General features: G+C 62.0%; 14 protein-coding genes. 5 read left to right on the top strand and 9 right to left on the bottom strand.

Annotated elements, in window-relative coordinates; translation table 11 throughout:
* Complete coding sequence (gene purL / locus AC19YT_RS02650) at positions 1-3,897, bottom strand: phosphoribosylformylglycinamidine synthase (protein WP_500609669.1); 3,897 nt, start codon at positions 3,895-3,897, stop codon at positions 1-3.
* Between the two features lie 286 nt (positions 3,898-4,183).
* Here purL and mltF point away from each other — a divergent pair, with 286 nt between their 5' ends.
* Complete coding sequence (gene mltF / locus AC19YT_RS02645) at positions 4,184-5,644, top strand: membrane-bound lytic murein transglycosylase MltF (RefSeq protein WP_095106254.1); 1,461 nt, start codon at positions 4,184-4,186, stop codon at positions 5,642-5,644.
* A gap of 119 nt (positions 5,645-5,763) precedes the next feature.
* Here mltF and pdxJ read toward each other — a convergent pair whose 3' ends face one another.
* The 8 genes from pdxJ to lptF all read right to left on the bottom strand — a co-directional run bounded on the left by pdxJ (position 5,764) and on the right by lptF (position 14,165).
* Complete coding sequence (gene pdxJ, locus AC19YT_RS02640) at positions 5,764-6,510, bottom strand: pyridoxine 5'-phosphate synthase (protein WP_500609668.1); 747 nt, start codon at positions 6,508-6,510, stop codon at positions 5,764-5,766.
* Between the two features lie 46 nt (positions 6,511-6,556).
* Complete coding sequence (gene recO, locus AC19YT_RS02635; RefSeq protein ID WP_095106250.1) at positions 6,557-7,246, bottom strand: DNA repair protein RecO; 690 nt, start codon at positions 7,244-7,246, stop codon at positions 6,557-6,559.
* Positions 7,247-7,412: 166 nt separating this feature from the next.
* Complete coding sequence (era, locus tag AC19YT_RS02630) at positions 7,413-8,315, bottom strand: GTPase Era (RefSeq protein ID WP_095106248.1); 903 nt, start codon at positions 8,313-8,315, stop codon at positions 7,413-7,415.
* Positions 8,308-8,997, bottom strand: coding sequence for a ribonuclease III (gene rnc, locus AC19YT_RS02625; protein WP_095106246.1), 690 nt, complete (start codon positions 8,995-8,997; stop codon positions 8,308-8,310). The genes era and rnc overlap by 8 nt, the downstream gene beginning before the upstream one ends.
* A gap of 175 nt (positions 8,998-9,172) precedes the next feature.
* Positions 9,173-10,027: a signal peptidase I gene (gene lepB / locus AC19YT_RS02620; protein ID WP_095106244.1), complete on the bottom strand. Its 855-nt coding sequence runs from the start codon at positions 10,025-10,027 to the stop codon at positions 9,173-9,175.
* Positions 10,028-10,032: 5 nt separating this feature from the next.
* Positions 10,033-11,832 (bottom strand): translation elongation factor 4, encoded by a 1,800-nt coding sequence (gene lepA / locus AC19YT_RS02615; RefSeq protein WP_095106242.1) that lies wholly within the window; start codon positions 11,830-11,832, stop codon positions 10,033-10,035.
* A 160-nt stretch (positions 11,833-11,992) separates the two neighbouring features.
* Positions 11,993-13,054: an LPS export ABC transporter permease LptG gene (gene lptG / locus AC19YT_RS02610; protein ID WP_095106240.1), complete on the bottom strand. Its 1,062-nt coding sequence runs from the start codon at positions 13,052-13,054 to the stop codon at positions 11,993-11,995.
* Positions 13,047-14,165, bottom strand: coding sequence for an LPS export ABC transporter permease LptF (gene lptF / locus AC19YT_RS02605; RefSeq protein ID WP_095106238.1), 1,119 nt, complete (start codon positions 14,163-14,165; stop codon positions 13,047-13,049). The genes lptG and lptF overlap by 8 nt, the downstream gene beginning before the upstream one ends.
* A 276-nt stretch (positions 14,166-14,441) precedes the next feature.
* Here lptF and AC19YT_RS02600 point away from each other — a divergent pair, with 276 nt between their 5' ends.
* The 4 genes from AC19YT_RS02600 (at position 14,442) to AC19YT_RS02585 (ending at position 19,772) form a co-directional block, all read left to right on the top strand.
* A complete protein-coding gene (locus AC19YT_RS02600) occupies positions 14,442-15,932 on the top strand; it encodes a leucyl aminopeptidase (RefSeq protein WP_500598165.1) in 1,491 nt (496 codons plus the stop codon).
* Positions 15,933-15,990: 58 nt separating this feature from the next.
* Complete coding sequence (locus tag AC19YT_RS02595) at positions 15,991-16,419, top strand: DNA polymerase III subunit chi (RefSeq protein ID WP_500609667.1); 429 nt, start codon at positions 15,991-15,993, stop codon at positions 16,417-16,419.
* Between the two features lie 7 nt (positions 16,420-16,426).
* Positions 16,427-16,813 carry a DNA polymerase III subunit chi gene (locus AC19YT_RS02590; RefSeq protein ID WP_500609666.1) on the top strand — a complete coding sequence of 129 codons (387 nt, stop codon included), beginning with the start codon at positions 16,427-16,429 and terminating at the stop codon, positions 16,811-16,813.
* 112 nt (positions 16,814-16,925) lie between these two features.
* Positions 16,926-19,772, top strand: coding sequence for a valine--tRNA ligase (locus AC19YT_RS02585; RefSeq protein WP_095106231.1), 2,847 nt, complete (start codon positions 16,926-16,928; stop codon positions 19,770-19,772).
* The last annotated feature ends 10 nt before the right edge of the window (positions 19,773-19,782 follow it).

Here is a 19,782-nt window from a genome sequence, read left to right as displayed (position 1 = left end):
TTAGTTCACCCACACACGGGCGTTGCGGAACATGCGCATCCATGGCGCGTCTTCGTTCCAGTCTTCCGAGCGCCACGAGTTCTGCACGGCACGGAACACCCGCTCCGGGTGCGGCATCATGATGGTCACGCGGCCGTCGCGGCTGGTCAGGCCGGTGATCCCGCGCGGCGAGCCGTTCGGGTTAGCCGGGTAGCTTTCGGTGACCTTGCCGTGGTTATCGACAAAGCGCATCGCCACACAGCCGGACAGGTCGGCTTCGAGCAGGGCCTCTTCGCTTTCAAACTCGGCATGGCCTTCACCGTGGGCGATGGCGATTGGCATGCGCGAGCCGGCCATGCCCTGCAGGAAGATCGAGTTCGACTCCTGCACCTGGACCATGGCCACCCGGGCTTCGAACTGCTCGGAGCGGTTGCGCACGAAGTGCGGCCAGAACTCGCTGCCGGGGATCAGTTCGTGCAGGTTGGACATCATCTGGCAACCGTTGCACACGCCCAGAGTGAAGCTGTCATTACGCTCGAAGAAGCCCTGGAAGGCATCGCGGGCGCGGCTGTTGAACAGCGCCGACTTAGCCCAGCCTTCACCGGCGCCCAGTACGTCGCCGTAGGAGAAACCGCCGCAGGCCACCAGGCCTTTGAACTCGTTGAGGTCGACACGGCCAGCGAGGATATCGCTCATGTGCACGTCGATCGCGCTGAAACCGGCGCGGTCGAAGGCTGCGGCCATTTCCACCTGGCCATTGACGCCCTGCTCACGCAGCACGGCAACTTGTGGGCGGATGCCTTTTTTGATGTAGGGCGCGGCCACGTCCTGGTTGACGTCGAAGCTGAGCTTGACGCTCAAACCCGGGTTGTCTTCCTCCAGGATCAGGTCGAATTCCTGTTCAGCGCAGTCGACGTTGTCGCGCAGACGCTGGATCTGGTAGCTGGTTTCAGCCCACTGACGTTGCAACAGGCGACGCTGACCTTCAAACACGGTGTCGCCATTGAAGATGATGCTGATATCGCCACTGTTCACCGGTTGGCCGATAACCGAGACGCAATCGCCCAGGCCGGCGGCGCTGAACTGTGCAAGCACGTCCGGGGTAGCGTCCTGGCGAACCTGGATCACCGCGCCCAGCTCTTCGTTGAACAAAATGGCGGCGATATCGGCCGAGGTTTCGGCCACGCCATCGAGGTTCAGGCTCAGGCCGCAATGGCCGGCAAAGGCCATTTCCACGGTGCTGGTAAGCAGGCCGCCGTCGGAACGGTCGTGATAGGCCAGCAGGTGGCCATCAGCGTTCAAGCCCTGGATCACGGCGAAGAAGGCCTTGAGGTCTTCGGCGTCGTCAACGTCCGGGGCCTGGCTGCCAAGCTTGCCGTGAACCTGGGCCAGGATCGAGGCGCCCATGCGGTTCTGGCCACGGCCCAGGTCGATCAGAATCAGGTCGGTGGTGCCCTTGTCCATGCGCAACTGCGGGGTCAGGGTCTGGCGGATGTCGGTGACCGGCGCGAACCCGGTGACGATCAACGACATCGGCGACGTCACGGTCTTGTCCACGCCTTCATCGTTCCAGCGCGTAGCCATGGACATGGAGTCCTTGCCCACCGGAATGGTGATGCCCAATTCCGGGCACAGCTCCATGCCGACAGCCTTGACCGTGTCGTACAGACGCGCGTCTTCACCGGGGTGGCCGGCCGCGGACATCCAGTTGGCCGACAGTTTGATGTCGGAGATTTTGCCAATGCGCGAAGCAGCGATGTTGGTCAGCACCTCGCCGATGGCCATGCGGCCCGACGCCGGGGCGTCCAGCAGGGCCAGCGGCGTGCGCTCGCCCATGGCCATGGCTTCACCGGTGTAGACGTCAAAACTGGTGGCGGTGACGGCAACGTCGGCCACCGGCACTTGCCATGGGCCGACCATCTGGTCACGGGCCACGAGGCCGGTAATGGTGCGGTCGCCGATGGTAATCAGGAAGCTCTTGCTGGCCACCGCTGGGTGGTGCAAGACACGCTCGACGCACTCGGCGATGTTCAGGCCCGAGGGGTCGAAGTCATCGCCCAGCTCGCTTTCACGAACCGCCGAACGGTGCATGCGCGGGGCCTTGCCCAGCAGCACTTCCAGCGGCATGTCCACGGGGCTGTTGCCGAAGTGGCTGTCGGTGACCGTCAGTTGCGGCTCGGCAGTGGCTTCGCCGACCACGGCGAACGGGCAGCGCTCGCGCTCGCAGATCGTCTGGAAACGGGCGAAATCCTCAGGGCCAACGGCCAGCACGTAGCGTTCCTGGGATTCGTTGCTCCAGATCTCGTGCGGGGCCATGCCCGGCTCATCGTTGGGAATGTTGCGCAGCTCGAAGCGACCGCCACGGCCACCGTCGTTGACCAGTTCCGGGAAGGCGTTGGACAGGCCGCCTGCGCCGACGTCGTGGATGAAGCTGATGGGGTTTTTGTCACCCAACTGCCAGCAACGGTCGATGACTTCCTGGCAACGACGCTCCATCTCCGGGTTTTCCCGTTGCACGGAAGCGAAATCCAGGTCCGCCGAGCTGGCGCCAGTGGCCATGGAGGATGCCGCACCGCCGCCCAGGCCGATGAGCATGGCCGGGCCGCCGAGGACGATCAGCTTGGAGCCGACAACGATCTCGGCCTTCTGCACGTGTTCGGCGCGGATGTTGCCCATGCCGCCGGCCAGCATGATCGGCTTGTGGTAACCGCGCACTTCATCGCCACGGGGGGTGGTGATGGACTGCTCGAAAGTACGGAAATAGCCCGTCAGGGCCGGACGGCCGAATTCGTTGTTGAACGCTGCGCCGCCCAGCGGGCCTTCGATCATGATGTCCAGCGCGGTGACGATGCGCTCGGGCTTGCCGTAAGGCACTTCCCAGGGCTGCTCGAAACCGGGGATCTGCAGGTTAGATACGGTGAAACCGGTCAGGCCGGCCTTGGGCTTGGCGCCGCGACCGGTTGCACCTTCATCGCGGATCTCGCCACCGGAACCGGTGGACGCGCCCGGGAACGGCGCAATGGCGGTCGGGTGGTTGTGGGTCTCGACCTTCATCAGGATGTGCACCGGCTCCTGCACCGCGCCGTACTGGCGGGTCTCAGGGTTCGGGAAGAAACGCCCGGCCACGCTGCCGACGATGACCGACGCGTTGTCCTTGTAGGCCGACAGGACACCTTCACTGTGCATCACGTAGGTGTTCTTAATCATGCCGAACAGGCTTTTCTCCTGGCTCTGGCCGTCGATATCCCAACTGGCGTTGAAGATCTTGTGGCGGCAGTGCTCGGAGTTCGCCTGGGCGAACATCATCAGTTCGATGTCATGAGGGTTGCGGCCCAGGCCAACGAAGGCGTTGACCAGGTAGTCGATCTCGTCTTCCGCCAGGGCCAGGCCCAGTTCGCGGTTGGCGGTTTCCAGCGCGGTACGACCGCCGCCCAGCACATCGATAGCGGTCAGCGGCTTGGGCTCGGCGTGGCTGAACAGACCGGCAGCCTGCTCCAGGTCGCCGAGCACGATTTGCGTCATGCGGTCGTGCAGGGCATCGGCCACCAATTGCGCCTGGGCCTCACTGAATTCACCGGCTACATAGAAGGCAATGCCGCGCTCCAGGCGCTGGACCTTCGCCAGGCCACAGTTGCGAGCGATGTCGCTGGCCTTGCTCGACCACGGCGAGATGGTGCCAAAACGCGGCAGCACCAGGAACAGGCGGCCGGTCGGCTCTTGAACAGGAACGCTTGGGCCGTACTTCAGAAGGCGCGCGAGCACCTGCTGTTCGTCGCCGGTCAGGACGCCGGTAACTTCGGCGAAGTGAGCGAATTCAGCATACAAGCCACTGACAGCCGGAACCTTCTGGCTCAGTTGCTCAAGGAGTTTGCTGTGGCGAAAGGCAGAAAGGGCAGGAGCGCCGCGCAGGATCAACATCTTCGGGACAGCCTCGGGAAGGGGTGTGCTTTGAGGCCGCGTATTCTAGCCTAAACCGCCCGCGACAGCACCCGAAACGGCACGCCACGGGCGAGCCGGACATCGCCTGAGCATCGCATCGGGGTAACCGAGGCCAGCGAGGGGCGAGGCGCATAGTTTTTTTGCGTCGAAATATGCCAGAACAACAGCGGCGCTTCAGGCCCGCCAGAGTGTTTGCCCTGCGCTAGCAGACCTGCCTCGCGCTGTCGAGATATGGCGCTGGTGGTCCTTTGCGTATACTGCGCAGATGTTTTCCCAAATGGCTTTCCGTCCGCGCTGCGCCAAATGGCTCATCGCAACCGGACTCTTCCTGATGCTCGGTGCCTGTGTTGATAAACCCAGCACACTGGAGCGCGTAAAGGAGGATGGCGTACTGCGGGTGATAACCCGCAACAGTCCCGCCACCTACTTTCAGGACCGCAACGGCGAAACCGGCTTCGAATACGAGCTGGTGAAACGTTTCGCCGACGATCTGGGCGTAGAGCTGAAGATCGAAACCGCCGACAACCTTGACGACCTCTTCGATCAGTTGGGCAAGCCCAACGGCCCTGTGCTGGCTGCTGCCGGTCTGGTCAGCAGCGAGAAACGCAAACAGCAGGTCCGCTTTTCCCACACCTACCTGGACGTCACCCCGCAGATCATCTATCGCAACGGCCGCTCCCGCCCCACCAACGCGGCCGACCTGGCTGGCAAGCGCATCATGGTGCTTAAGGGCAGCACCCACGCCGAGCAATTGGCGGCACTGAAACAGAAATACCCTTCTATAGAGTACGAAGAATCCGACGCCGTCGAAGTAGTTGACCTACTGCGCATGGTGGACGAAGGGCAAATCGACCTGACCCTGGTCGATTCCAACGAAGTGGCGATGAACCAAGTCTACTTCCCCAATGTGCGTGTCGCCTTCGATCTAGGCGAAGCCAGCCAGCAAAGCTGGGCGGTAGCCGCCGGCGAAGACAACAGCCTGCTCAATGAGATCAACGAATACCTGGACAAGGTCCAGGCGAACGGCACCCTGCAACGCCTAAAGGACCGCTACTACGGCCATGTCGATGTGCTCGGTTATGTTGGCGCCTACACCTTCGCCCAGCACCTGCAACAACGCTTGCCTAAGTACGAGAAGTTCTTCAAGACCTCGGCCAAGGCAGAAAAGGTCGATTGGCGCCTGCTGGCGGCCATCGGCTATCAGGAATCGTTGTGGCAACCGGCCGTGACTTCCAAGACCGGGGTGCGCGGCCTGATGATGCTGACCCAGAACACCGCCCAGGCCATGGGCGTGTCCAACCGCCTCGACCCCAAGCAGAGCATCAGCGGCGGCGCTAAGTACCTGGCCCTTATAAAGGCACAACTGGACGACAAGATCGAAGAACCGGATCGCACCTGGTTCGCTCTGGCGGCCTACAACGTGGGCGGCGGCCATCTGGACGACGCCCGCAAGCTCGCGGAAAAAGAAGGGCTGAACCCTAATAAATGGCTGGATGTAAAGAAAATGCTGCCGCGCCTGTCGCAGAAGCAGTGGTATAGCAAGACCCGCTACGGCTATGCCCGGGGCGGCGAGCCGGTGCATTTTGTGGCCAACATTCGGCGTTACTACGACATCCTGACCTGGGTCACGCAGCCGCAGTTGGAAGGCGATCAGGTCGCCGAAGGCAACCTGCATGTACCTGGCGTGGACAAGACCAAGCCAGCCCAAGAAACCCCGCCGCTCTAACCCCCTGAATCGACTGTGGGAGCGAGCCTGCTCGCGATGGTGCCGCAGCTATTCGCATTGCTCTACCGCGACAATACCGCTATCGCGGGCAAGCCCGCTCCCACAGGGTTTGGTTGTCTTCAGGCCTTTGCGGCGGCCGCCAGGATCAGCGCCTTCATCTCCGCCACCGCGCCCTTGAAGCCGACGAACAGCGCATGGGCCACCAGCGCATGGCCGATGTTCAATTCGTTGATGCCCTTGATCGCCGCCACCGCTTCGACGTTGTGATAGTGCAAACCATGCCCGGCGTTGACGATCAAGCCCTGGGCCAAGCCGCAAGCCACACCATCGACGATGCGTTGCAACTCATCGGCCACGTCACTTGGAGTTTGCGCATCGGCGTAGCGGCCAGTATGCAACTCGATGGCCGGAGCACCGACACGCCGCGAAGCTTCGATTTGCCGCTCGTCGGCGTCGATAAACAGCGAAATTTCACAGCCGAAGCTCGCCAGGCGTTCCACCGCGGCCTTGATACGCGCTTCCTGGCCGGCCACGTCGAGGCCGCCTTCTGTGGTCAGTTCCTGACGGGTTTCCGGCACCAGGCAGATGTGCGCCGGGCGGATGCGCTCGGCAAACAGCATCATTTCTTCGGTGACGCCCATTTCGAAGTTCATGCGGGTTTGCAGCACGTCCTTGAGCAACAGCACGTCGCGCTCCTGGATATGCCGGCGATCTTCACGCAGATGCACGGTGATGCCATCGGCGCCCGCCTCTTCGGCGTCCAGCGCAGCCTTGACCGGGTCCGGATAACGGGTGCCGCGGGCCTGGCGTAAGGTCGCCACGTGGTCGATGTTCACGCCAAGAAGAATGCGATTGCTGGTGGTCACGAAAAGCGCTCCAAAAGACAGGGAAGTTGGGCGCACAGCATACAGGCTAGGGCTTGCGAAACAACTCGCGGCTCACCAGTGGCCGCCCGCCTAGGTGCACCGCCAGGGCCTGGCGCATCAGGCGCTTGGCCGCAGCCAACGCGCCGGTTGCACTCCAGTCGGCCTCGGCCATGGCCAACAATTCGGCACCGTGGAACAGGCCCGGTTGCACCAGGTAAACCCTCTCCAGGCCCGCGTCGACGACCAGGCGATAGAGGCCGTCCGGTGCAACCGGGTTGCCCTCAATGTCTGAGCCCAAAGCAAAACCGTAGCCCAGATCATCCAGCAGCCGCCATTCGAAAGCCCGCAGCAGCGGCTCCAGAGGGCGGCCTTCGGCCAAGGCCAGCAAGGTGGCGCTGTAGTGCTCGAACACCGCTGGGTGCGGGTCTTCGGCAGGCAACAGGCGGATCAGCAACTCATTGAGGTAGAGACCGCTGAACAGCGCCTCTCCGTTGAGCCAATTGGACGCGCCGGCGCTTTCCATACGCCCGACGTTCTTCAACTCGCCGCGCCCGCGAAACTCCACTTCCAGCGCCACGAACGGCCGGGCCAGTGTGCCCGCCTTACCCCGCGCACTACGCAACACCGCCCGCAGCCGCCCCTGCGGCGTGAGGAAATCCACCAGGGCGCTGGTTTCGCGGTAGGCGCGGCTATGCAGGACGTAGGCGGGTTGACCGGTGGGGGGAGTCGAGGACATGGCGGTTCTCACGGACGCGGTACAGTTTTATGAACAGCACAAACCAATGTGGGAGCGGGCCTGCCCGCGATGGCGGACTAACACTCAACATCACTGTTGAATGCTGCATCCTCATCGCAGGCAGGCCCGCTCCCACAGGAATGCCCCGGTGTACCGCAAACCGAAACTACAGGTCGCCGTAACCCAGCGAACGCAATGCCCGCTCATCGTCAGACCAGCCACCCTTGACCTTGACCCATAGGTTAAGCATGACCTTGGAGTCGAACAGCAGCTCCATGTCCTTGCGCGCTTCGGTGCCAATGCGTTTGATGCGCTCGCCCTTGTCGCCAATGATGATTTTCTTCTGGCCATCGCGCTCGACCAGGATCAGAGCGTGGATGTGCAGAGTCTTGCCCTGCTGCTTGAACTCTTCGATTTCCACGGTGATCTGGTACGGCAGTTCGGCCCCCATCTGGCGCATGATTTTCTCGCGTACCAGTTCGGCGGCAAGGAAACGGCTGCTGCGGTCGGTGATCTGGTCTTCCGGGAAAAAGTGTTCGTTTTCCGGCAGATGATTGGCGATCACGCGCTCCAGGGCTTCAAGGTTATGCCCGTGCTGTGCCGAGATCGGCATGATCTGAGCGTTGGGCAATTGCTCCTGAAGCCAGCTCAGGTGCGGCATCAACTCGGCCTTGTCTTCGATGCGGTCGGTCTTGTTCAGCGCCACGATCAACGGGCCAGTCACGTACTGCACGCGCTCAAGAACCATCTGGTCTTCGTCGGTCCACTTGGTGCGGTCCACCACGAAGATCACCACATCAACGTCCTTCAACGCGGCCGAGGCAGTTTTGTTCATGTAGCGGTTCAGGGCTTTTTCGCCGCCCTTGTGCATACCCGGGGTATCGACGTAGACAGCTTGCACATTGCCTTCGGTCTTGATGCCCAGCATGTTGTGGCGCGTGGTCTGGGGTTTGCGCGAAGTGATCGCCAGTTTTTGCCCCAGGATATGGTTCAGCAGCGTGGACTTGCCCACGTTGGGACGGCCGACGATGGCAACATAGCCACAGCGAGTTGCGGTTGAATCAGTCATGGCCATTCTCCACGCCCAGGGCTATCAGAGCTGCGGCCGCCGCTACCTGTTCGGCAATACGACGGCTCACACCCTGACCTCGGCTTTTTTCATTCAATAGGGTGATCTCGCATTCGACGAAGAACGTCCGGCAATGCGGCTCACCCTGGATATCCACCACTTCGTAACGCGGCAGTTCGCAACCGCGGGACTGCAAAAACTCCTGCAGGCGGGTTTTGGGATCTTTGTTGGTGTCAACCAGGGTCAGCGTTTCAAACTCCGAAGCCAGCCAGGCCAATACGCGCTCGCGGGCCACTTCCATTCCGGCATCGAGGTAGATCGCCCCAATCAGGGCCTCCAGGGCATCGGCCAGGATCGATTCACGGCGAAAACCGCCGCTCTTCAATTCGCCAGAACCCAGGCGCAGGTACTCGCCCAGGTCGAAACCACGGGCCAGTACTGCCAGGGTCTCGCCCTTCACCAGGCGTGCGCGCAAACGCGACAACTGGCCTTCGCGAGCCAGGGGGAAGCGGTCGAACAAGGCTTCACCGGCGACGAAGTTGAGGATGGCATCACCGAGAAACTCCAGGCGTTCGTTGTTGCGCCCGGCAAAACTGCGGTGGGTCAGGGCCAGGACCATCAGTTCCTGGTCCTTGAAGGTGTAACCGAGCTGACGCTCAAGACGGCTTAAAGAGACGCTCACGGCTTATCCACGCTGAGTTCGTGGTCGAGATCCGCCAGGGCGAGGCCCTGGAGGGCTAGAACAATTAACGCTGTGTTCAAAAATAACTTCCTGAATATCGTTGGCTGCATAGGGGCGGCCCGTTTGGCGGCACCAGAAATGCATTCGGCGCTGTGGTCAACAGCGCCGTGGGTGATTACTTGATAAGGCCAACCCGCGAGAAGTTCGGCAGGTGGCTGAGTTTCGGCTCCGGCCAGCTCATCCAGACCGCGAAAGCCTTGCCGACGATGTTCTGGTCGGGAACCATGCCCAGCAGATCCTTGGGAATGCTGGGGTCATCCCAATAGCGACTGTCGTTCGAGTTGTCGCGGTTGTCGCCCATCATGAAGTAATGCCCGGCGGGCACGACCCACTGGCGATCCGGCGGCGACCGGTAGCGGCTCATTTCCTTGCGGATCAGGTGCTCGGCCTCGCCCAGTTTTTCCTTGTACAGCTCGGCGCTGCCCAGGGTGCCCGGCTCGGCGCCCACCAACTGCTCGGCGACCGACTGACCATTGACGAACAAACGCTTGTCGGCGGTATAACGCACCTCATCGCCTGGCAGGCCGACCACACGCTTGATGTAGTTGACGTTCGGGTCGCTTGGGTAGCGGAACACCATCACATCACCGCGTTGCGGGTCACCGACCTCTATGACTTTCTTGTCGATCACCGGCAAGCGAATCCCGTAGGAAAACTTGCTCACCAGGATGAAATCGCCCACATCCAGAGTCGGCTTCATCGAGCCAGAGGGAATCTGGAATGGCTCGACCAAGAACGAACGCAGCACCAACACGATGAACAGCACCGGGAAGAACGATTTGCCGTATTCAACCAGCAAAGGCTCTTTGTTCAGTTTCTCGATCACCAACACATCGGGCTGGCTGACGCTGCCCTGATATTGGGCAACGGCCCCCCGGCGACGCGGCGCCAGAAACACCAGGTCGAGCAACGCCAGCAGGCCGCAAACGGCAACAGCGATGACCAGCAACAGCGGGAAATTTAGCGACATAGGACCTAACTATCCAACCTGAGCACTGCAAGGAAGGCTTCTTGTGGAATTTCCACGTTACCGACCTGCTTCATGCGTTTCTTACCGGCCTTCTGCTTTTCCAACAGCTTGCGCTTACGGCTGACGTCGCCGCCATAGCATTTGGCCAGTACGTTCTTTCTGAGAGCCTTGACAGTGGTCCGCGCCACAATCTGCCCGCCAATGGCGGCCTGGATTGCCACATCGAACATCTGCCGAGGAATCAGCTCCTTCATTTTCTCGGTCAATGCACGCCCTTTGTAGTGGGCGTTGTCGCGGTGGACGATCAACGCCAGGGCGTCAACTTTCTCACCGTTAATCAGTACATCCAGCTTGACCAGGTTCGCCGACTGGTAACGATCGAAATGGTAATCGAGCGAAGCATAGCCGCGGCTGGTGGATTTGAGACGGTCGAAGAAGTCCAGGACCACTTCGTTCATCGGCAAATCGTAGGTCACCTGGACCTGGGTACCGAGGAAGAGCATGTCGTGCTGCACGCCACGCTTCTCGATGCACAGGGTGATGACGTTGCCCAGGTGTTCCTGGGGCACAAGAATGTTGGCCCGCACGATAGGTTCGCGCATGTCCTCGATCGACGACAGATCCGGCAGTTTCGACGGGTTATCGACGTAGATCGTCTCACCGGTCTTGAGCAGCAGCTCGAAGATCACGGTCGGGGCGGTGGTAATCAGGTCCAGGTCGTACTCGCGCTCCAGGCGCTCCTGGATGATTTCCATGTGCAGCATGCCCAAAAACCCGCAACGGAAGCCGAAGCCCAAGGCGTCGGAGCTTTCCGGGGTGTACTGCAGGGACGAATCGTTGAGGGTCAGCTTTTGCAGCGCCTCGCGAAAGTCCTCGAAGTCGTCGGAACTGACCGGGAACAGGCCAGCGTAGACCTGCGGCTGGATGCGCTTGAAGCCAGGCAGTACATCGACGTCCGGGGTGGAGCTCAAGGTCAGGGTGTCGCCCACGGGTGCACCGTGGATGTCCTTGATGCCGGCGATGATGAAGCCCACTTCGCCCGCTTTCAGATCGACGGTGGCGGTGTGCTTGGGGTTGAACACGCCCACGCTATCCACCAGGTGGATCTTGCCGGTGGACTTGACCAGGATCTTGTCGCCCTTCTTCACGCGGCCATGGCGCACGCGAACCAGGGACACGACGCCCAGGTAGTTGTCGAACCAGGAGTCGATAATCAACGCTTGCAGCGGATCTTCGATATTGCCGGTCGGCGCGGGGATGGTCGCGACCAGGCGTTCGAGCACTTCGTCGACACCCAGGCCGGTCTTGGCACTGCAGGTGACGGCGTCGGTGGCATCGATGCCGATGATTTTCTCGATTTCTTCCTTGACCCGGTCCGGATCGGCCTGTGGCAGGTCGATCTTGTTCAGCACCGGCATTACTTCCAGGCCCTGCTCGATGGCCGTGTAGCAGTTGGCCACGGACTGGGCTTCGACGCCCTGGCCGGCATCGACCACCAGCAAGGCACCTTCACAGGCCGCCAGCGAACGGCTGACTTCATAGGTGAAGTCAACGTGGCCGGGGGTGTCAATGAAGTTCAACTGGTAGTTGATACCGTCCTTGGCTTTGTAATAGAGGGTGACGCTGTGGGCCTTGATGGTGATCCCGCGTTCACGCTCCAGGTCCATGGAATCGAGTACCTGGGCTTCCATCTCGCGCTCGGCCAGGCCACCGCACATCTGGATGAAACGGTCAGCCAGCGTCGACTTGCCATGGTCAATGTGGGCGATGATGGAGAAATTGCGGATATGACTCAAATCACTCACGGATGAACACTCAAAAAGGCTGCAGGCATAGCCCGCCGAAAAATAGCCGGGAATTGTACCTGATCCACGGCGCCAGCGTCACGTTCACCTGTCAGCAGCGCACAATGAAAAACGCCCCGGTCTTTCGACCAGGGCGCTTTGCGTGCAGCCTGATACGGGCTCAGCCGGCCCGGCGCAGCAGCCAGACGCCTGCCAGGGCGCAAATCCCGGCCGGCACCAGCACCGCGAACAGCGGCGAGAAGCCGAACACCAGGCTCGAGGGGCCGAGCAAGTCCTGGGCGATGCGGAAGGTGAAACCCACCAGCACACCGGTAAACACGCGCTGGCCCAAGGTCACCGAACGCAGCGGGCCGAAGATGAAGGAAATCGCCATCAGCACCAGCGCCGCCGTAACCAAGGGCTGCAGCACCTTGACCCAAAAGGCCAGCCAGTAACGGCCATTGTTCAGGCCCTGGTCGGCCAGGTAGTGGATGTAACCCCACAGGCCGGTGATGGACAGCGAGTCCGGGGCCATGACCACGGTGCTCAGCAGTTGCGGGCTGAGGGCCACGTCCCAGCGCTCTTCGGGCACATTGACCACTTCAGTGCTGTCGCCATGGAACAGGGTGGTGGTGACGTCCGTCAGTTGCCAGTGATCCTGATCGAACGTCGCCCGCCGGGCGAAACTCGACGATTGCATGTGCCGCTCCTTGTCGAAGCGGTAGCGGGTGACACCGTAGAGCAAGCCGTTGGGTTGCACCGAGTTGATGTGGATGAACTCGTCGCCCTGCCGGTGCCACAAACCGTGCTTGGCGCTTTGCGCCTCGCCGCCGCCCTGGGCCAGGGAGCGGTTGGCCTGGGCCATGTTTTCCGTGGCCGGGGCGACATACTCGCCCACCAGCACGCCCACCAGCATCAGTACCAGCATCGGCTTCATCACCGCCCAGACGATGCGCCCGATGGACACCCCGGCCGCACGCATGATGGTCAGTTCGCTGGCGCTGGCCAGGCTGCCCAGGCCGATCAGGCAGCCAATCAGCGCCGCCATCGGCAGCATGTCGTAGACCCGCCGTGGCGCGGTCAGCAGCACGAAGCTCAGCACATCGACCAAGGTATAGGTGTCGCTGACGTCACCCATTTCATCGATGAAGGCGAACAGGGACGCCAGGCCGAGGATGATCCCCAGCACGGCGATGATGGCCATGAATACGCTGCTACCAATGTAGCGGTCGAGCTTACCCACGGGCCACCTCCAACACACTGCGGCGACTCGCCATCTTCAAACGCCACGGCTCCCAGTACAAAAGCCCCAGGCCAATGGCCAGGAAAATCCCGTGAACCCACCACAAGCCCAGCGCGGGCGGGATCTTGCCTTTTTCCAGGGCGCCACGGGCCGCGATGAGGATGCTCAGGTAAGCCATATAAAGGAGGATCGCTGGCAGCAGCTTGAGGAAACGCCCTTGGCGCGGGTTGACCCGCGAGAGCGGCACCGCCATCAGCGTCACGATGAACACCAGCAGCGGCAGCGATAGGCGCCATTGCAGCTCGGTGCGTGAGCGCAGGTCGTCGTTCCCCAGCAGGGTACGGGTGGACATGGCGTCACGGTCGGTCACTTCGTCACTGACATCCGGCTTGGGCAGCAGCACGCCGTAAGTGTCGTACTTGATGGCACGGTAGTCCGCCTGCCCGGGGTTGCCATCGTAGCGATAGCCGTTTTCCAAGATCAGGTAGCGGTTGCCATCCTCCTGGACCTCCTGGCGGCCCTTCTCGGCCACCAGCACGGAAATGCCCCGGTCTTTCTTGTCCGCCGACACCCGTTTCTCGGAAATAAACACACCGGCCAGGTTGGTGCGGTCGTCGGACAGTTTTTCGGTGTAGGTCACCCGCGTGCCATCGCGCAGCGCTTGGAAGCGGCCGGGCACCAAGGTGTCGAACTCGGTCATCGCGTCCTGCTTGTTGAGCAGCAACTGGAACTGGTTGGCCCCTTGCGGCGCCAGGCTCAGGCTCAGCCAGGCGACGATCAGCGCCACCAGCGCGGCCGGCACCATGGTCATGCCCAGCAGGCGTTGCTGGCTCATGCCGGTGGCCGAGAGCACGGTCATTTCGCTTTCCAGGTACAACCGGCCATAGGCCAGCAGAATGCCGAGAAACAGCCCCAACGGCAGGATCAGTTGCAAAAAGCCCGGCAGGCGAAACCCCATGATGAGGAACAGCGAGCCTGGGTCCAGCGCGCCAGAGGCAGCCTGAGCCAGGTATTTGATGAAGCGCCCGCTCATGATGATGACCAGCAGCACGGCGCTGACGGCGCTGAGGGTCAACAGGACTTCGCGGGATAGATAACGGAAGACGATCAAACCAGACACTCCAGGGTTGTCAGGCTAAGGCGGCCAAACAAGCAAACGTCGCGAGCGGGCGCGCAATAGACGGCCGCCGAAAAAGATGGCGCATTATCCTGTGATTGGGTGCGCCTGTCACTGCGCATGCGCTGCGAGGGTTGTCAGCCTCGGGCGGCGAGGTTCAAACTGGCCGCTTTGTCGCTGGCACGCACCGGCGCCTTTCTTTATAGAACACGCCTCAAGCGCCCGCTGCCTGGCGGTGCGCCTATTGACCATTTATTCAGGGAGCCGGACATGGAATTGGTTGTAAAGAGCGTTAACCCAGAAACCGTGAAGACCGCCACCGTGGTCGTCGCTGTCGGTGAAGGCCGCAAACTGGGCGCCAGCGCCAGCCGCCTCGACGAACAAAGCGGCGGCGCCATCAGTGCCGTGCTCAAGCGCGGCGACCTGGCCGGCAAAATCGGCCAGAGCCTGCTGCTGCACAACCTGCCCAACCTCAAAGCCGAACGCGTGCTGCTGGTGGGCGTGGGCAAGGATCAAGAGCTGGGCGACCGCCCTTTGCGCAAAATCGTCGCCGCCATCCTCAGCACCCTCAAAGGCCTGGGCGGCAGCGACGCCGTGCTGGCCCTGGACGACGTGCAGGTCAAGGGCCGCGACAGCTACGGCAAGACCCGCCTGCTGGCCGAAACCCTGCTCGACGGCCAATACAGCTTCGACCGCTTCAAGAGCCAGAAAGCCGAACCCCACGCCCTGAAGAAAATCACCCTGCTGACCATCAAGGCCGCCCAGGCTGAAGTCGAACGCGCCGTGACCCACGCCCAGGCCATCGCCGGCGGCATGGCGTTCACCCGCGACCTGGGCAACCTGCCGCCAAACATCTGCCACCCAACCTTCCTCGGCGAGCAAGCCAAGGAGCTGGGCAAGGCTTATAAAAGCCTGAAAGTCGAAGTCCTGGACGAGAAGAAAATCAAGGAACTGGGCATGGGCTCGTTCTACGCCGTCGGTCAAGGCAGCGAGCAACCGCCACGCCTGATCGTGATGCAGTACAACGGCGGCAAGAAATCCGAGAAACCCTTCGCCCTGGTCGGCAAGGGCATCACCTTCGACACCGGCGGCATCAGCCTCAAGCCCGGTGCCGGCATGGATGAAATGAAATACGACATGGGCGGCGCGGCCAGCGTGTTCGGCACCCTGCGTGCGGTGCTGGAACTCAAGCTGCCGATCAACCTAGTGTGCATCCTGGCCTGCGCCGAGAACATGCCCAGCGGCAAGGCCGCCCGTCCTGGCGATATCGTCACCACCATGAGCGGCCAGACCGTGGAAATCCTCAACACCGACGCCGAAGGGCGCCTGGTGCTGTGCGATGCCCTGACCTACGCCGAACGCTTCAAGCCCCAGGCTGTGGTCGACATCGCCACCCTGACCGGCGCTTGCATCGTTGCCCTGGGTTCCCACACCTCGGGCCTTTTGGGCAACAACGACGAACTGATCGGCCAACTGCTCAGCGCCGGCGTGCAGGCCGACGACCGCGCCTGGCAACTGCCGCTGTTCGATGAATACCAGGAGCAACTGGACAGCCCGTTCGCCGACATCGCCAACATCGGCGGGCCGAAGGCCGGGACCATCACCGCGGCCTGCTTCCTGTCGCGCTTTGCCAAGAACTTCAACTGGGCACACCTGGACATCGCCGGCACAGCCTGGACCAGCGGCGGCAAGGACAAAGGCGCCACCGGCCGGCCAGTGCCGCTGCTGACCCAATACCTGATCGATCGCGCCAACGCCTGAACCCAATGAGCACGGGCGGCGTTGCTCCATTCAACGCCACCCGGGCCCAGGAACCGCAATGACCCAAGTCGACTTTTATATCCTGCCCAGTGCCGATCCTTCGGCGCGCCTGGATTTTGCCTGCAAGCTCACCGAAAAAGCCTGGCGCATGGGCCACCGCATCTACCTGCATTGTAGCGACGCGGCTCAGCGCGACGATCTCGACGCCCGCCTCTGGCGTTTTAAGGGCGAAAGCTTCGTGCCCCACGGCCCGGCCGAAAGCGAGCGCGACGGCCAGGTGGTCCTGGGCCTGGGCGACGACTGCGGCGAGCACCAAGACCTGCTGGTCAACCTCGCCCTCAAGGTCCCGGCCTTCGCCCCGCGCTTTGCCCGCGTGGCGGAAGTGGTGGTCGAAGACCCGGCAATTCGTCAGGCCGCACGGGAGAGTTTCCGCTTCTACCGTGAACAGGGCTATCCTCTGCAAGATCACAGATTACAGCGACTCTGAGCCCACGATGGACACCCCGAACCCACTACAAAAATCCGCGCACCTGCTGGACGACCTTGAGTCGATCCGCCAACTGCTCGGCGACGACAACCTGCAACCGCCGCTGCTGACCGAAACGGTCGCCAGCGAGGTGCAAATCCCCCTGCTATTCGAGCAAATCAGCGCCCAGCTCCCGGCTGCACCTGCGCCCAAACCAACCCCCGCACCCGCTCGCGTCGCGGACAACGGTCCCGACACTCTGCTGCACCTGGAGAGCGAACTGCGCGCCGCGGCCCAGCTCATCATGCAAGACGTCATCGACGACTTCGCCCCTCACATCGAAACCGAAATCAAGCGCCGCCTCGAAGCGCGGATGGAGCGGCTACTGGCCGCAGCTACAAGCGGCAAGCTTTAAGCGGCAAGCCGAGCACTCTCTTCTTGTAGCTTGCAGCTTGTGGCTTGCCACGCCCCCCGCCGCTATACTTCCCGGCTTTTCCTGAATAAATGCCAATAGGGTCCCGCCGCGCATGGATAAGACCTACCAGCCGCACGCCATTGAAACTTCCTGGTACAACACCTGGGAGTCCGAGAACTACTTCGCCCCGCAAGGCGCGGGCGATTCCTACACCATCATGATCCCGCCACCGAACGTCACTGGCAGCCTGCACATGGGCCATGGCTTCAACAACGCGATCATGGACGCCCTGATTCGCTTTCGCCGCATGCAGGGGCGCAACACCCTGTGGCAGCCAGGCACCGACCACGCTGGCATCGCTACGCAGATGCTGGTAGAGCGCCAACTCGAAGCCAAGGGCCAGAGCCGCCACGACCTGGGCCGGGAGAAGTTCCTGGAAAAAGTCTGGGAATGGAAAGCCGAGTCCGGTGGCAACATCACCCGTCAGATCCGTCGCCTCGGCTCGTCCGTAGACTGGAGCCGCGAACGCTTCACCATGGATGATGGCCTGTCGGAAGCGGTCAAGGAAGCCTTCGTGCGCCTGCACGAGGATGGCCTGATCTACCGTGGCAAACGCCTGGTCAACTGGGACACCAAGCTGCACACCGCGATTTCTGACCTAGAAGTGGAAAACCACGACGAAAAGGGCTTCCTGTGGAACCTCAAGTACCCGTTGGCTGACGGCGCCAAAACCGCCGAGGGCAACGACTACCTGATCGTCGCCACCACCCGCCCGGAAACCATGCTGGGCGACTCCGCCGTTGCGGTTAACCCCAACGACGAGCGCTACCAGGCCCTGATCGGCAAGTTCGTCGAACTGCCGCTGGTCGGGCGCCGTATCCCGATCATCGCCGACGACTACTGCGACCCAGCGTTCGGCACCGGTTGCGTGAAAATCACCCCGGCCCACGACTTCAACGACTACGAAGTGGGCAAGCGCCACAACCTGCCGCTGCTCAACATCTTTGACAAGAACGCCAGCGTGCTGCCGGCCTGCCAAGTGTTCAACCTCGACGGCACCCTCAACGACAGCGTCGACGGCCAGATCCCGGCGCAGTACGCCGGCCTGGACCGCTTCGAGGCCCGCAAGCAGATCGTCGCCGACTTCGATGCCGCCGGCCTGCTGGTCAGCGTTGACGACCACGCCTTGAAAGTGCCCAAGGGCGACCGCTCCGGCACCATCATCGAGCCGTGGCTGACCGACCAGTGGTACGTCTCCACCAAACCCCTGGCCGAGCCCGCGATTGCCGCCGTTGAAGACGGCCGCATCCAGTTCGTGCCCAAACAATACGAAAACATGTACTTCTCCTGGATGCGCGACATCCAGGATTGGTGCATCAGCCGCCAACTGTGGTGGGGCCACCGCATTCCGGCCTGGTACGACGAGGCCGGCAAGGTCTATGTCGGCCGCGACGAAGCGCAGGTGCGTGCCAAGCACAACCTGGGCCCGGACGTGGCGCTGCAACAGGACAACGACGTCCTCGACACCTGGTTCAGTTCCGGCCTGTGGACCTTCTCCACCCTGGGCTGGCCAGAGCAGACGGAGTTCCTGAAGAAATTCCACTCCACCGACGTTCTGGTCACCGGTTTCGACATCATTTTCTTCTGGGTCGCCCGGATGATTATGCTCACCATGCACCTGGTGAAAAACGAAGACGGCACGCCGCAAGTGCCGTTCAAAACTGTCTACGTGCATGGCCTGGTACGCGACGGCCAGGGCCAGAAGATGTCCAAGTCCAAGGGCAACGTCCTGGACCCGCTGGACATCATCGACGGCATCGACCTGGAAACCCTGGTGCAAAAACGCACCACCGGCCTGATGCAGCCCAAACTGGCGAAAAAGATCGAGAAGCAGACCCGCGACGAGTTCGCCGACGGCATCGCCAGCTACGGCACCGACGCCCTACGCTTCACCTTCTGCTCGCTGGCGTCCACCGGCCGCGACATCAAGTTCGACATGGGCCGCGTCGAAGGCTATCGCAACTTCTGCAACAAGATCTGGAACGCTGCGCGCTACGTGCTGGACAAGGGCGAAGATTGCGGCCAGAACGGCGAAGCGGTGGAGCTGTCCCTGGCCGATCGTTGGATCATCTCCCAGTTGCAGCGCACCGAAGCCGAAGTGACCCGCCAACTCGACCAGTTCCGCTTCGACCTGGCGGCGCAGGCCTTGTACGAGTTCATCTGGAACCAATACTGCGACTGGTACCTGGAACTGTCCAAACCCGTGCTGTGGGACGAAAACTCGCCCATCGAACGCCAGCGCGGCACCCGCCGCACCCTGGTACGCGTGCTCGAAGTGGCGATGCGCCTGGCCCATCCGTTCATGCCGTTCATCACCGAAGAAATCTGGCAGCGCCTCGCGCCGCTGGCCGGTATCGAGGGCAAAACCATCATGCTGCAGCCTTGGCCAGTGGCCAACGAAGCTCGCATCGATGAGGCGGCCGAAGGCGATATCGAATGGCTCAAGAGCTTGATGCTCGGCACGCGCAACATCCGTGGCGAGATGAACATCGGCCCGGGCAAACCCCTGCCGCTGTTCCTCAAAAACGTCAACGCCCAGGACCAGCGTCGCCTGAGCGAAAACGAAGCGATGCTGAAAAAACTGGCCAAGCTCGAATCCATCACCGTATTGGCCGCGGGCCAAGAAGCGCCGCTGTCCGCCACCGCCCTGGTGGGTGAGATGGAAGTGCTGGTGCCCATGGCCGGCCTGATCGACAAAGCTGCCGAACTGGCGCGCCTGGACAAGGAAATCCAGCGCCTGCAAGGCGAAGTGCAACGGGTCGGCGGCAAGCTGTCCAATGCCGGTTTCGTTGACAAGGCCCCGGCCGAAGTCATCGACAAGGAGCGCGCCAAACTGGCCGAGGCCGAACAGGCCCTGGGCAAGTTGGCCGAGCAACATGCGCGGATTGCCAGCCTGTAAGGTGTCGCCC

The sequence above is a fragment of the Pseudomonas sp. MF08875 genome (assembly GCF_059862525.1).
Note: the sequence above shows the minus strand (reverse complement) of the source record. Positions and strands in the feature narration are given on the sequence as shown.

What these genes read in the sequence shown, in the direction of transcription:
- era (WP_095106248.1), bottom strand. Translation starts at nt 8,315, where the DNA reads ATGACTGATTCAACCGCAACTCGCTGTGGCTATGTTGCCATCGTCGGC.
- purL (WP_500609669.1), bottom strand. Translation starts at nt 3,897, where the DNA reads ATGTTGATCCTGCGCGGCGCTCCTGCCCTTTCTGCCTTTCGCCACAGC.
- recO (WP_095106250.1), bottom strand. Translation starts at nt 7,246, where the DNA reads ATGTCCTCGACTCCCCCCACCGGTCAACCCGCCTACGTCCTGCATAGC.
- mltF (WP_095106254.1), top strand. Translation starts at nt 4,184, where the DNA reads ATGTTTTCCCAAATGGCTTTCCGTCCGCGCTGCGCCAAATGGCTCATC.
- AC19YT_RS02595 (WP_500609667.1), top strand. Translation starts at nt 15,991, where the DNA reads ATGACCCAAGTCGACTTTTATATCCTGCCCAGTGCCGATCCTTCGGCG.
- lepB (WP_095106244.1), bottom strand. Translation starts at nt 10,027, where the DNA reads ATGTCGCTAAATTTCCCGCTGTTGCTGGTCATCGCTGTTGCCGTTTGC.
- AC19YT_RS02585 (WP_095106231.1), top strand. Translation starts at nt 16,926, where the DNA reads ATGGATAAGACCTACCAGCCGCACGCCATTGAAACTTCCTGGTACAAC.
- AC19YT_RS02590 (WP_500609666.1), top strand. Translation starts at nt 16,427, where the DNA reads ATGGACACCCCGAACCCACTACAAAAATCCGCGCACCTGCTGGACGAC.
- AC19YT_RS02600 (WP_500598165.1), top strand. Translation starts at nt 14,442, where the DNA reads ATGGAATTGGTTGTAAAGAGCGTTAACCCAGAAACCGTGAAGACCGCC.